Source organism: Ferruginibacter sp. (genome assembly GCF_028288465.1).
Taxonomy (GTDB): domain Bacteria; phylum Bacteroidota; class Bacteroidia; order Chitinophagales; family Chitinophagaceae; genus Ferruginibacter.
Genome location: NZ_JAQBNR010000061.1, coordinates 17,318 through 31,993, shown reverse-complemented (window position 1 = coordinate 31,993; position 14,676 = coordinate 17,318). Strand labels below are relative to the sequence as shown.

At 40.7% G+C, this 14,676-nt stretch carries 10 protein-coding genes; 1 reads left to right on the top strand and 9 read right to left on the bottom strand.

Annotated features, from left to right (window positions below):
• Positions 1 to 50: 50 nt before the first annotated feature.
• Positions 51 to 2,528, bottom strand: a complete 2,478-nt coding sequence (locus JWR61_RS23610; protein ID WP_301930164.1) for a TonB-dependent receptor — start codon at positions 2,526 to 2,528, stop codon at positions 51 to 53.
• A 108-nt stretch (positions 2,529 to 2,636) separates the two neighbouring features.
• On the opposite strand from JWR61_RS23610, the gene JWR61_RS23605 reads away from it, so the two are divergent.
• Positions 2,637 to 3,296 carry a metal-dependent transcriptional regulator gene (locus tag JWR61_RS23605; protein WP_290340154.1) on the top strand — a complete coding sequence of 220 codons (660 nt, stop codon included), beginning with the start codon at positions 2,637 to 2,639 and terminating at the stop codon, positions 3,294 to 3,296.
• A gap of 158 nt (positions 3,297 to 3,454) precedes the next feature.
• On the opposite strand, the gene JWR61_RS23600 is transcribed toward JWR61_RS23605, so the two are convergent.
• The 8 genes from JWR61_RS23600 to JWR61_RS23565 form a co-directional block, all read right to left on the bottom strand.
• Entirely contained in the window at positions 3,455 to 3,931 is a 477-nt protein-coding gene (locus JWR61_RS23600; RefSeq protein ID WP_301930163.1) for a hypothetical protein, read from the bottom strand.
• Between the two features lie 176 nt (positions 3,932 to 4,107).
• Positions 4,108 to 4,869 (bottom strand): SDR family NAD(P)-dependent oxidoreductase, encoded by a 762-nt coding sequence (locus tag JWR61_RS23595; RefSeq protein ID WP_301930162.1) that lies wholly within the window; start codon positions 4,867 to 4,869, stop codon positions 4,108 to 4,110.
• A gap of 145 nt (positions 4,870 to 5,014) precedes the next feature.
• Positions 5,015 to 7,648, bottom strand: coding sequence for a PKD domain-containing protein (locus JWR61_RS23590; RefSeq protein WP_301930161.1), 2,634 nt, complete (start codon positions 7,646 to 7,648; stop codon positions 5,015 to 5,017).
• A 75-nt stretch (positions 7,649 to 7,723) separates the two neighbouring features.
• Positions 7,724 to 8,530 carry an alpha/beta fold hydrolase gene (locus tag JWR61_RS23585; protein ID WP_301930160.1) on the bottom strand — a complete coding sequence of 269 codons (807 nt, stop codon included), beginning with the start codon at positions 8,528 to 8,530 and terminating at the stop codon, positions 7,724 to 7,726.
• A 5-nt stretch (positions 8,531 to 8,535) separates the two neighbouring features.
• The gene (locus tag JWR61_RS23580) at positions 8,536 to 9,654 is read right to left on the bottom strand and encodes a DUF4105 domain-containing protein (RefSeq protein ID WP_301930199.1); all 1,119 of its coding nucleotides are present in this window, start codon (positions 9,652 to 9,654) and stop codon (positions 8,536 to 8,538) included.
• Between the two features lie 276 nt (positions 9,655 to 9,930).
• The gene (guaB, locus tag JWR61_RS23575) at positions 9,931 to 11,424 is read right to left on the bottom strand and encodes an IMP dehydrogenase (protein ID WP_301930159.1); all 1,494 of its coding nucleotides are present in this window, start codon (positions 11,422 to 11,424) and stop codon (positions 9,931 to 9,933) included.
• A gap of 57 nt (positions 11,425 to 11,481) precedes the next feature.
• Positions 11,482 to 12,579 (bottom strand): DNA-processing protein DprA, encoded by a 1,098-nt coding sequence (dprA, locus tag JWR61_RS23570; protein WP_301930158.1) that lies wholly within the window; start codon positions 12,577 to 12,579, stop codon positions 11,482 to 11,484.
• A 62-nt stretch (positions 12,580 to 12,641) separates the two neighbouring features.
• The gene (locus JWR61_RS23565; RefSeq protein WP_301930157.1) at positions 12,642 to 14,576 is read right to left on the bottom strand and encodes an OmpA family protein; all 1,935 of its coding nucleotides are present in this window, start codon (positions 14,574 to 14,576) and stop codon (positions 12,642 to 12,644) included.
• Positions 14,577 to 14,676 lie beyond the last annotated feature (100 nt).

Below are 14,676 nucleotides of genomic sequence, written 5' to 3'. Positions count from 1 at the left end.
CATGCAGTAACACACTTATTTCTTAAACAATTTTTAAATAACAGATGCTATTATTTAAATGACCAGCTTGCTTTTAAGCAAATATTTCTTCCCATGCCATAAATTCCTGAACGGCCATCAGGCGGGCTTTCATAATACTCAAAATACTTCAGCCTGCTGAGGTTGGATTGATATGCTTTATCAAACAAATTGTTTACCTGTAATTGAAATTGCAAGATGCTTCTTGTTGTTAAAATTATTTTAGTGCTTACTGACAGATTGAAAAGAGTATAAGATGGTGTTGGTGTTTCAGTATTGTTCAACGCTAAGAACCTGTTTTGAGCGGCATTGAATTCAGCTTCGATTTTTGCATTGATATCTTTTAAAATTTTTGACTCCATATTTATGTTTTGGATCAGACTACTTAATATTTTCAATGGTGGGATCAATGGCAAATAAGCTCCATTGATGCCTTTGTTATTAAAAGCACGTTTCTTGTTAAAACCATATACCATCGATAAGGCATTGTCAAATGAAAGTGTTTTAAGACCAGCAGGATGCACATTTAAATTAAGTTCCATGCCATACAGTTGCGCCGCGGCTTGCTGATATTGAAAAGTCTTATTACCCTGTACGTCTAAAACAGGGTTGGCGTTTTCATCTGTTAATTGCGATAAATAAATATAATGCGCTATGTTGTTGTTGAACAGACTGACATTAGCAGAAACATCTTTAAAAGCAAACGCTGTTCCTATATCTTCCTGCAAACTAAATTCCGGAATAAAATTGCTGTTTCCCAGGTAAATGATATGTGCTCCGGGATCAAGTCCGTTAGATGCGAATTCAGTAATGCTGGGTGCACGGTAGCCCCTTGCCACGTTGGCTTTTATGCTGACGTGCTCGTTTGCCTGGTAAGTAGCGCCAATGCTCAGGGATGTGCCTGTGAATGACTTATTAAATTGGGGGAATTGTAAATAGGCTCCGGCTGTATCGGGCGAATAAATATGTTTGTTGAAGCCTGTCAGGTTGTTTACACCAGTATAGAATGGATCACCTTTTAAATGCCTGTTGTCATATCTTACACCTCCGCTGATAGTCCATTTTTTTTGTTTCCATTTTCCATAGAGGTAAATGCCGGCATCCAGCAGCCGGTAATCGGGAATAGGGAAATCGGTAGCATCTTTACTCTTGTTGTTCTGATACATTCCATTTACGCCGAACGAAATTTCAGTGTTCAGTAAAGCCCGAGCGTTGTAACGAAGGCTGTAATTAAAAGTGTTCAGCCGTACATACATTCCGGCCTGTTCAGGTAAAGTGGGGTGGTTATATTCCCGACGGATATTTTGTTGCAGTCCCAACAAAATATCAATGTTTCCACTGCCCAACTCATAATGATTGTTGCTGTATAATCTGTAGTGCTGAATATGCTGATGTAAAGGGCTAAGCATATACCCGTTTAATACTGTCTCTGAAACCACTGGCCGGTTTTTTATGTCGTCGTTATTGCCTTCATAAATTTGGCTGGTGAATTTTCTAGTTGCTGAATCCCTGCTGCCATCCGGTACTCCCTGTAAATTGTTATACAATGTGAGGCTCAAATTAGAGTAGCCTTTAGCGCTGTAATGCTGTACAATTGCGGATGCATTGGTCTCCCGAAACCCTGTGTTATAAATCCTTTTATCAATGCTATTAATGTAGTTTTTTGCCATTTTAAAAGAACCACGCATTATATATCCCCAATGATTTTTTGACCACGATAGTTTTAGTCCGTTGCTGATTAAACCATTATTATGTTGATATTCTTTATAATATTTTCCGTGCAGATTTTCGTCTTTATTTGCAGGCGTTTCGGGGATCAGGCTTACCACTCCCGCCACGGCGTCTGAGCCATACATAATGCTTGCAGGGCCTTTCACAACTTCTGCTTTGCCTATGCTGTACGCATCGGTTTCAATACCATGTTCATCGCCCCATTGCTGCCCTTCCTGCCGTAACCCATCGTACAGTACCAAAACACGGTTATAGCCCAATCCCCTGATGAAAGGCTTGGAAATATTGGGTCCTGTTTTAACGGCGTTCAGGCCAGGTACATTTTTTACCAATACATCTATGATGTTTGTTTCGGCACCATTTTCAATTGCTTTTGATGATACACTGGTAATGGCGACTGGATTTTCCTTTGCAAGTGTCGCTTTCGATGCGCTGGTAACCACAACTTCATTTAATGTGCCAGATAAGGGCGTCATAAATACCTCCATATGTTTACCAGTCGGGGAAATTGTAATGGTATCTGAAAAGTAACCTGATGACGAAATCGCCAATTCCACAGCTGTCATGTTTTGCGGAATTGGTAACTTAAATTTTCCATTCACATCCGTACTTGTACCAACACTTGTTTGCACAATCTGAATGCTGCAAAAGCTAAGCGCCTGCTGAGTCTGGGCATCTTTTACTACGCCGCTTATATTTTGTGAGAGCACCGGCATTTCTAAAATCAGGATGGAAAAAAGCAAAAAAAATCTTCCGGTATAAAAATAAGTTTTTATCAAGTGTTTATTAATTAGACAAACAAAAATAATAAGTTAGATTAATCTAACAAAATTATTTGTCAATATTTGTACTTTTATTTGACGCACTAATTTTAATAGATTTGTGTTATGAATTCATTAATAGAAGAAAACTACCTGAAAGCTTTGTTCAATATGGCCAATGAGGCCGGCGAAGTGAATGTTACGGAACTATCAAGGAGGCTTGAAATAAAGATGCCTACCGTCACAAGCATGATGAAAAAATTATCAGATAAAAAGTTGGTACTGTACGAAAGTTATAAGCCTTTACGGCTGAGTGAAAAAGGCAAGAAAGAGGCCGGGCTAATCATCCGTAAGCACCGCCTTACAGAAATGTTTTTGGTTGAAAAAATGCACCTGGGTTGGGAAGATGTTCATGACATAGCCGAACAAATTGAACATATCCAGTCGCCTGTTTTCTTTGAAAAAATGGACGAGTTGCTCGGATATCCCAAGGTTGACCCACATGGTTCTCCAATACCTGATAAAAGTGGCAAAATAGTTTGGAAAGAGTATAATAAGTTAAGTGATTGCCGTGAAGGGGAAACAGCAAAACTAGCCGCAGTTATCAACACTTCGTCGGATTTTTTAAAATTTTTAAATGGCCGCGAAATGCGTTTGGGAGTAAAGATTAAGATACGCTCAATAGAGCCTTTTGATAAATCGATGGTGGTGAGTTATGGCAAAAGGCAGGCAGAAGTATTAAGTAATGTCGTGTGCGAAAGGATATTGGTTGAAAAAGAGGGATGATGTTTTTATTCGGTTTTATTAGTCAATGAATTTCTTTTTAAAGTGACAGGTTATTGCTATTGGCCACTCTGGTATGCTCTTTAAAAAAATTAAAAACGCCCCGGGTAGCCAGGGCGCTTAATCAAACATTTATAATCAACACTTATGGGAAAACGTATTTATTGCTTCACTTTTTTAAGCAGCATTACATAACCGCAAAGGTTCTTCTTTCCTTTATTTACCTGAACCGGTTTCATCATATGATATTCTGATAATTTTGGTATGTAGGAATAACTAATTACATTGCCATCTACATCTCCCCATTGTTTTTTCTGATAAGCAACCTGCTTTTCATCCCAGTCATACATTCTTACTTCATATAATTTGGAAGTAACATCACCAATAAAAACAAACTGGTACCAGCTGCCTTCTGTAAGTGGAACAATGACCGGCATTTCATATTCGCTTTCCATTGCCATAGAAGCTTCTTTCACTATTAAAAAGCCTTGTTTTGCCAGTTCCTGTTTTATACTATCCGCCTGGTGTAAAATATAGGGATCTGAGCATGCCGATTGTCGTATTACATTTTGAGAAGCTGCTTTTTTACTTAGGCCCAATAGTAAAGTAATTGAGATAAGAAGGGGGTAAATTTTCATGGTTTAAGGTTAGAGGTCATAGGATGTAAGCGTCCGGATAAATCTGTTCATTGGCCCTTTATAAATGTATAACAATTTAAAATGGGCAGTATTCCAAATTCATGCCAGTATAACAACGGTTATTTTTATAAAATGTTATATAATGGCCAAAAAATTGCTGTCAAAAAACGCCAGCCTCAGGTATTTTTACTAAAATAGAAGGCATCAGCCTGTTGTGTACAGGTAATAATCAGGTCGTTGATGCAAACGTGTGCTGGCAGACCGGCACAATAAAATATGGTGTCTGCTATATCACCCGCCGTCAGGGGAGTAATGCCTGTATAGGTGGCAGCAGCCTTTTCTTCATCTCCCTTAAAGCGGACGAGGGCAAATTCAGTTTCAACAGCTCCGGGATGAATGGCGGTGACTTTGATATTATGTTTAAGCAAGTCGATGCGCATGCCCCTGTTGATAGCGTCTACAGCAAATTTACTGGCGCAGTACACATTGCCTTTTTCATATACTTCTTTACCGGCAATAGAGCCCATGTTAATTATATGGCCTGATTTCCTGGCTATCATAAATGGCAATACCGCTTTACTAACGTATAATAAACCGTGTACGTTGGTGTTTAACATCGTTTCCCAATCATCCATATCAGCATCTTCAAATAAATCACGGCCCGCGGCCAGCCCTGCATTATTGATTAAAATATCAATTTGCTTCCATGGTGCTGATAATCCTTCAATTGCTTCATTCACGGCCAGCCTGTCCTGCACATCGAATGTTAACGAGATTACTTCAGTTGGATATTCAGTCTCTAAACTTGCTTTCAATTTTTCCAGGCGTTCCGTTCTTCTGCCCGTTATGATGAGACTATAGCCAGCTGAAGCAAATTTTCTTGCGCAGGCTTCGCCAATACCCGAAGTAGCGCCTGTTATTAATACGATCTTATTCATGCCCCTAAATTAAGGTAGATTATTTGAAGTTTGAAGCGTTAATGCCTTGATTCCAAGCCTGTAATGGCCAGGAAACTGAAATTATTACTTTGGGAGGCAGGTTGTAGCGTTGGGGCACAACGGTAAGGCAGGGTGAAATATGCTCTTATCGCAGCAACACAACATAGCCTTTGCGTTTTATTACATTATTTTGAAAAGTAGCCCCTTCCGCCATCCAAACATACGTGCCGGGATCTTGCGGGTTGCCTTTGAAAGTGCCATCCCATCCCTGTCCCTTCTGACTGGTAGCAAACATCAGTTTACCCCAACGGTTATATACCCTGAAATAATTAAGGGTTCGCATGCCCAGTAAAATGGGTTTCAGTACATCATTATTCTGATCATTGTTAGGAGTAAATGCAGTGGGCACATAAAAACTGGGTGGCACTTTGTACAATTTTACACGAATGCTATCTGTATCACTACAGCCTGCTTCACTGGTTACTTTTAAATAGTAGGTAATATTGTCTTCCGGCAGGGCAGTAGGATTGGCGGTATTGGTATTGCTAAGCCAGGTAGAAGGCGTCCATTCATAAGCGATACCGCCTGTGGCATTAAAAATCAGAGGCTCACCCAATACAGAAGTTGTATCTGGCGGACCTGCGTTAGCCACTACTAAAGGATCCACATTTAAAATCACCGTATCATAAGCAGGTTTTGGGCAACCGGTAACATCCGTCACAGCAACAATGTATTGTGTGGTGTTTGTTGGGTTTACTGCTACCGGATTGGGAATATTGGTAGCATTCAAAAAAGTAGCAGGGCTCCATTGATAACTAACGCCTCCGGTAGCTTTTAATTGAACTGAACGTCCATAGCAAACTGTGGTATCGTTTCCTGCTTTGGCAGGGGGGTATGGTAGTGTACGAATAGTTATATCATCAGCACTGCTGCACTTGCCAACATTGCCTACCACATGATAAGTTATAGCAGGTACCAGCGGGTTGGCAAAGGGATGTTTCGCTGTATCGCTGCTCAGGTAGGTTGACGGGCTCCAGGTATAATGCAACGCATTGCCCGTAGTACCTATTAACATACCATCTGTTTTACAGATAATGGTATCATTACCGGCATTAACGTTGACCGAACGTATTACATCTACAAACACAGAATCTTTACCAATACAACCCGTCGGGTCTGTAAAGGTTAAAAAATAGGTAGTGGGTACATCAGGACTTACCAGCGGGTTGGCGCTGGCAACGTTGTTAATATTGTAATTCGGACTCCATTGAAAAGTACCTGTATTGTTTGTTTTTATTTGAAGTGTATCAATAAAGCAAATCAATGTATCTCTTGGTATAATTGAAATGGCAGGTGTGTTCCTGATTTGAATAGTGCTTTGAACGGTATCTATACAACCCAATGTGCTGCCTACAATCAGGCGAACCTGGTAGGTACCGGAATCTGCGTAAATATAGCTGGGATTTTTTGCTGCACTCGTATCAGTAGTTGTAGCAAGGTTGCCAAAGTCCCAGTGCCAGCCCGTTACGGAACCAAATTTAGCGTTGGTAGTATCCGTAAACTGTACCGGAAACCCTTTACACAAAGGTGCATTGGATTTAAAACCAGGAAAAAATCCGGGATACACTTTCACCTGCGTAGTGGTTGAATCTGCACACAAGCCACCTATATCTACCCTTAATTTTAAGAGATAAACGCCGGTGTCCAGGTAGTTGTGTGTAGGAGTTGCTAATGAAGACGTGTTATTAATACCCGACGCCGCTTCACCAAAATCCCAGAAATAGTTAGTACCGGAGGGATTGGTTGCGTTGTTGGAAAAGTTGACAGTAAATCCATCACAACTAGTTGGAATAGGGTTTAAAAATGCCTTGGTGGCCGAGCAGTCTCTTACCCTGATGTGTAACTCTTTCCGGGTTTCACCAATGTAAACTCCTTTTCTGTATTCAGACACACACACGGTTACCGCATATTCTCCGGTATTTGTAATGGGTGGCGCAATACCACTTATTAAGCCGGTAACAGGGTTAATAGTGACTTTAGTGCCTAGTGGATTTGAACCGCTGTATGAAGCAAAATAAGGAACCGTATTGTAAGGAGGAGCATCTGCTATTGCAGGAGCCGGTTCTGTAGCAGTGCCACCACTAAACGAATTACAGAAAGAGTAACTCAATGAATCTTTATCAGGATCGCTCGCTGAAAACGGGTATCTGAAAAAACTATTCTCGCAAATCACCGCCGTGTCATTGACGGGAAACTCAGGACTACTATTTTTAATAGCATCCGGCACAGGAGAGGCAGTGCCGGGAATTTTAATTGTGTAGGTGTTTCCAATGGTACCCGAGTTGGCAATGTTGTCCATATTTTCAATACGACAACAGCGCTGATAGCTGATGGTATAGCCATTGGCGGAAGCAGGCAATTCAACACTTGCAAGTTCGTAGGTAACAATCCGGTAATAACAAATCGCCTGGTCGCCGGTGATGCAGGGATCATCATATATTTTTTGTAGTAAAAAACTTGAGGTTTGCTTTACAAGAATGTTATCGACTTGCGTGGAAGATGTTCCGCTAAAAATAGTAAAATTTACAGTTGGGTCAATTTGAGCACCTGTTGCATCGCAATCCATGTAAACTGTAAGTGTTATTTTATATTTGACGTAGGATGTATTGGCCGTGCCTGGTCCTAAGTAACGGTAATTGAAAAAACCTCCTTTAATGTGGCGGGAAAAAGTACATAAGGTACATATGAGTAAAATCGATAGAAGGAAGATTTTTTTCATTCTTTGTCCTGCAGTTTAGGCAAATAATAGATATAAATATAGTTAAAAACGTTGGGTGGCCGGATGGTTAGCTTGTTAAAAGTAATTGAATAAAAAATTGAACAATACTTTATTGGCTTTTTCCGATTCCTCCCACATGCCCATGTGGGCTGACTGTTCTAAAATGGTAACATACGATTGGTTCGGCAGGTAGCATTGTTGCAGGCTGCTTTGCAAGGGAATGGCTATGTCATTTTCGCCAATAATAAACAATACCGGTGTATTCATTTGTTTTAATACGCTTGTTCTGTCCGGTCGTTCAATCATTGCTTCGTAATATTGAACCAGGGCTTCATTGCTGAATTTTTTGCCTTCTTCAATCAATGCATTTATTTTTTCAGGCGCCTTTTCAGCAAACGATTTTGTAAACAATCCGGGGGTACTTGTTTTCAAAAATGAGAAAGCCCCTTTTGTTTTTATAAAATCGATGGCTTTGCGCCTTGTTTGCTTTTTTTCTTCGGGGTCGGCAAAAGCTGTTGAGTGAAATAATCCGATGCTGTTTAAACATCCGGAATATTTCCCGGCAAATGCCAGCGTTACATACCCACCCATACTGTGTCCTATGAGTGTAACCTGCGTTTTTCCTTCGGGGTATTCCTTGTCTATTATTTGTTTTACTACTTCCGCATAGGTATCAATATTGGCATCTTTTATTATTTCCGATTGTCCGCTGCCCGGAATATCGGGAACAATGAGACGGAAATATTCCTTCAGAAAATCAATTTGCGGTTGCCAAACTGTACCGTCTTCACCAAAGCCATGCACTAATACCACAGGTTTGCCTGCACCATAAACCTGGTAGTAAACGAACGAATTTTGACAGATAATATGTTTTGCTTCCATAAAAATCAAAATAACTGGTATCTGCGATAGCTCCTGTACAACAGTAGTAAAATTACCGGCAACAATGCGTTATTCATTTGCTGTGGCAGAAAAAACCAACTCAATAATACTATGATCAAACCAAGGGAAAGCAGAGCTAAATATTTTTTTACCCAATTTTTTTTGCTGTTAACAAAAAATGCAAACACGATATTTGTTGGCCATGCCCAAAGCAAGTTGAAGTTATTTTTAACCATGGAGTGATCAGTGCTTGTCCACATGAACACAAATAAAATGCCCAAAGCGCCGGTTAAAAAAAGTAACAATCCATCGAAACCGTTTAAAAAGAGGATGATTTTTTTATTGCCGGAAAAACTTAAGGCGATGATGAATACTAATAAAATTGAAAAAACGACCATTGGCGTAAAAAAGGAATGACCGTTGTCTGCCGGTGTAAATGGATACAACTTGCTTTCACTCACAACCAACTGATGCTGCGGATTTGTGCTGTCCAATGCCTTCATCAGGTTATCGGGTAAAAATTGAGATTGAGCGGTAGTCATTACAGCATCAGTGGGAGCGCCCAGCAAAAGGTCAATGCCTAATTTGCTCCAGTACTTGCCACCTTTATCAAGGTATTCATGAATGGCCTGGCGAAACCTTGTGTTTGCGGGCATCACGGGCTTCAATGGAGGATAATTGGTTTTAAATTGTACGATAATATCCCTGAGCCTCGTGGTGCAATTATCCAGAAAGAAATCATATTGATAATACCGGTTTTGCTCCTTTGCATTATTGTAAACAAAATGCATGAGGGCTATTTTTTCGGTGGCACTTAAATTTAATACCTGTTCCGTCATGCCCCTGTTGGTAGTCTGGTATTCTTCTTTAAAGTCAGGAAAATCTGCAGTAGAAACATAATACAATAGTTTACCCCTGATAAATTTCATGTAGAAACCGGGATCATCGAAATTAAAAGTGCCATAGTTAAAAACAATATCTGATACACTGCTGCTGTCTGTTACACGTAATGCACTGTGACCAAAAGTTGAATATAATTCATCGCCAGGTGTACAGGTAAGCAATGACACCCTTATGTGTGAAGAATCCTGGGCTGACGAAGTGAAAGATAACAGAAAAAACACTGCTGCCAACAGCTGTAATTTGAAACGGTAAAATGCAAAGACAGTATTATTATGCCGGTTTTGTTTCATGATAATTTTTGCAACCTGTGCAGAAGTTTGCCGGAATATATTTTTTGTTTTAAAACTTAACAACACAACGATGACATCTGTTTTAGTGCAATCGTTGCACGAAATGTTATGTATACACGTAACCGTTCATTAAAGCCACATAGTTCAAGAGGGCGATGCAACGATGTACCACATGGCTTCAAAGCCCGGACAATAAGACTGCATTATTTACCTGCTGTAATTAGGGGCTTCTTTTGTGATGGCAATATCGTGAGCATGACTTTCACGCATACCCGCGTTCGTTATTTTTACAAATTTAGCATTCTGCAAGGCTTTAACATTATTGGCTCCGCAATACCCCATCCCTGCCCTTAAGCCGCCTGTATACTGATACACAATTTCTTTTAACGGACCTTTAAACGCAACCCTTCCTTCAATGCCTTCCGGTACAAATTTTTTGATATCGGCCTCCACGTCCTGGAAATAACGGTCGCTGCTGCCTTGCGACATAGCACCCAGCGAACCCATGCCGCGGTATTGCTTGAACCTTCTTCCTTCGTAAATAATTGTTTCGCCGGGGCTCTCTTCCGTGCCTGCAAAAACATTGCCCATCATCACGCAACTGGCACCTGCGGCCAATGCTTTAACCATATCACCGGTGTAACGTATGCCGCCATCGCTGATGATGCCAACATTCTTTCCTTTTAACGCTGCGGCAACCTCCATTACGGCAGTTATTTGAGGAACACCTGTACCTGCAACAATACGCGTAGTACAGATAGAACCTGGTCCTATACCTACTTTCACCGCATCAGCGCCGGCCTCGGCCAACGCTGTGGCACCTGCACCGGTGCCCACGTTACCCGCAATTACCTGTATACCTTTGAAAGTTTTTTTAATTGCTTTTACTGCATCTATCACACCTTTTGTGTGGCCGTGTGCGCTGTCCATACAAATAATGTCGACACCCGCTTTTTGTAAAGCGGCAACCCTGTCAAGTGTATCTTTCGTAATGCCAACTCCTGCGCCAACCAGTAACCTGCCGAAGGAATCTTTTACTGAATTGGGATGGCTTTTTAATTTAAGTATATCGCCAAATGTTACCAGGCCAATCAGTTTGCCGGCTTTGTTGACAACGGGTAATTTTTCTATTTTATTTTTTTTGAAGATGAGTTCTGCTTTTTTAAGATCGGTGCCTTCGGGGGCAGTAATCAGGTTTTCCTTGGTCATGATGGTACTTACCTTTTCTTTGAAATTGGTTTCAAAGCGAAGATCGCGGTTGGTAAGAATACCTATTAATTTTTGTGCACCATCAACAATTGGAATACCGCCGATTTTATTTTCCCGCATCAGCCTGATTGCCTCGCCAATGGTGGCGTCAGGACTTAATGTGATAGGATCAAGTATCAATCCGTTTTCACTTCTTTTAACTTTTCTTACCTGGTCGGCCTGCTGATCAATACTCATATTTTTATGCAATATGCCAAGGCCACCTTCCCGTGCCAGGGCAATTGCCAGCTGGGCTTCAGTTACGGTATCCATGGCTGCGCTCAGCATGGGTACATTTAATTTTATTGACTTTGTAAGTGTAGCGGTGATGTCAACTTCGCGTGGAAGGACTTCTGAATAAGCAGGCATAAGTAAAACGTCATCGAACGTTAAGCCTTCACCGAAAAATTTGTTGGATTTTGTTTGTGCCGGAGTGTTGTTTATTGTTGCCATAGGCAAAGATATATGAAAAAGCAAACGCTCCCAAAACCAAAGGATTTTTTTAAAGTATCAACTTATTTTATATACTTTACCGGGTAAGCTGTCAACTATGCCATTCATTTCGAGCATCAGTAAAGCCGCAGCCATGGCGCTACTACTGAGGCTACTTTTAAAATACAGCTGGTCTATCTGCAGGCTTTCGTGCTGCTGTAATATATCTACCACTATTTTTTCATCTGCGGTAAATTCGATAAATAGTTCCCGTTGTTTTTTATGGGTAGTTTTTGTGGCAGATTTCCAATTCATCATTTCGAGCAGGTCATCTCCGCCGGTGATTAAAGAAGCTTTATTATTTTTTACCAAATAATTGCATCCTTCACTTTTGCTGTCAGTTGTTTTGCCGGGTATAGCAAAAACATCTTTGTTGTACCCGTTGGCTAATTCAGCAGTAATTAATGAGCCTCCTTTTTTGCCGCTTTCTATCACCACCAACCCATCACACATGCCTGCGACAATACGGTTTCGTTTGGGGAAATTCTGTTTATCGGGGTTGGTGTTGTTTAAGAATTCGGTAAGTAATCCGCCCTGTTCTACCATTTGTTTGGCCATGCTTTTATTTTGCGGAGGGTAAATTCTGTCGAGCCCATGCGCAAGTACGCCTACTGTAGACAGATTGTTTTTTAATGCCGCCTTATGCGCAATGGTGTCAATACCATATGCCAGGCCACTTACTACCAATACATTTTCTGATTGTAACTCTTCTACTATTTTTTCGCAAACGGCTTTGCCATAATCACTGTTGCTTCGGGTTCCTACGATCGAAATAATCCGGCTCGTATTTAAGTCAGCCGTTCCCCTGTAAAACAGCAGCAGCGGGCTATCGTAACAGTTTAATAAGCGTTGCGGATAATTTTTATCTGTTATAAAAAGCGGGGTGATTTTATACTGTTCAATAAATTTTATTTCGGCTTCGCTACTGGTAAAATCTGTAAATGATTTGATGCTGTTAGCCCTTACAGTGCCAATACCTTCCAGGTTTTCAAGCTCCTTCTTTTTTGCTTTAAACACGGACTGAGCATCGCCATATATACTTATCAACGACTTGGCGTGTACATCGCCAATATTGGGCACAAGGGTTAATGCAATTTGATAAAGCAAATCAGACATGGGGATGGCGGCTTGGTAAATGTAAGAACAATAATAAAAAATCTTTTTACCAAAACACAATATTAATTACTGATAACGCTTAACTCCGTTCTGCGGTTAAGCGCCTTGCCCTGTTCTGTGCTGTTGTCTGCAATTGGTTTTGCAGCACCCAATCCTTTAAACTGCAGCCGTTCGCGGGCTATTTGCCTGCTTGCCAGCAGGTAGTTTACAACGGATAATGCCCTGCCGTTGGATAACACAACATTGTCCTGTGGTTTACCAACATTATCAGTAAAGCCGGTAATTACAATTTTCAGTTTCGGGTTATCATTCATCAATTGAATTACCTTATCCAGTTCGACAATCGACGCTGGTTTTAATGCTGTTTTCTTTGTGTCGAAAAAAATATTTTTTAAAATAATTGAAGCGCCTGTTTCAATTGGCTGCAAGGGAATATCGGCGGTATAAACTGAATCACTACTTGCATCAATATTATAATGCTCAGAAAAAAAGAGATATCCTTTCCGGTTCACGTTAAAAGCATAATCTTTACCCACGGGGAGTGTTGTTAGATAATTACCATCTTCATCCGTTTGCACCTTGCTGATTAAACGGCGTGTATTGATATCCGTTAGCTCAACCGAAGAAGGCAAGCCATTTTTTGTTTTGGCATCAAATACTTTTCCTTTTACCCATAGCGTTCTGGGCGGCTGTATATCTTCCCGCAGCTGAAAACTATATAAATCCAATCCGCCACGGGTGTCGCTTCCGTCGCTTGCGTAATAAGCCGTTTTTCCATCGGCAGCTACAACTAAAGAACCCTCTTCATCAATGGTGTTGATGGGATAGCCTAAATTTTCGGGTTCACTCCATGTGCTGTCTGTTATTTTTTTGGAAAAGAATAAATCTGTTTGGCCGTAGCCGGGATGGCCGTTGCTGTTAAAAAATAATGTTTGGTTATCGGCGTACATAAATGAACAGCTTTCATCGCCTTTGGTATTGATGGTTGGACCCAGGTTTTCCGGCCTGCTCCATTTTCCGGCATTGCTGCGGTGGGTTACCCAAATGTCTTTACCACCATAGGTTCCCGACTGGTTGCTGGAAAAATAAAGATCTCTTTTATCCGGGGAGAGGGAAGGCGATGATTCCCAGAAATCGGTGTTTACGACCGGGCCAATATTTTCTGCTTCGCTCCAGCCATTTTTTGTTTTGAATGAAATATATAAATCGCAGCTGCCCTGGCCTTCGGGGTAATTACATCCTGTGAAAATAATCCACTCTCCATCCTGCGAGATGTTTTGTGCTCCTTCATTTAAATTGGTATTTACTTTTCCTCCGAGCGGTTTTGCCTTGCTCCATTTTCCATTTGTAAAGTCGGATTCATAAAAATCTTCATCACCTGAAAGACGCCTTGTGAAAATTAATTTTTTGCCATCAATGGTAAGTGATGGATAATATTCCAGCGCATCTGAGTTTACACTGTCGCCTAAATTTTTGCGGGCAAAAACATAATTTTTCGCCGGATGTTTTTTATCATACTCCAATGCAAATTCATATACGCTTTTGCGGTAATTGCCTGCTTTAATGCTTTGCGGATTGAGTGTGGGGTTGGTTAAAAATTCGGTAATTGCTGTTAATGCTTTTTGAAATTGACCCATGCCCGCAAGTGAAATTGAGTAGGGCAGCAAATAAGTTTTTGCAAACACGGAATCCAGCTGCAAGGCTTTTTCAAAATTAATAACCGAAGAATCATATTTTTTCTGATCGGCGTAAATGCCTGCTTTGGTTAGCCAGGCTTCTACAAATTTAGGGTCAATGCTGATGGCTTTATCAATGTCGGCAATGGCAGCATCATATTTTTGATCCATTGCATTTTGATATGCTGATTCATAAATAGCGTACGCTTTTTTATTTACTTTTTCAGGACTGTACCATTGGGCTTTACTTACTGCAACAAAGCAGGAAAGTGAGCATACAACCAAAGCCAGTCTTTTAAAAGTAATTTTTGTTATTGCCATACACATCAATTGTTGGTTGAAGGTAAAACGAATTACAAAGAAAAAATTGTGATGGCTGTTAAAGTTGCTTTTGGAAGCAGAAGGCTTAAAGCTTAACGCC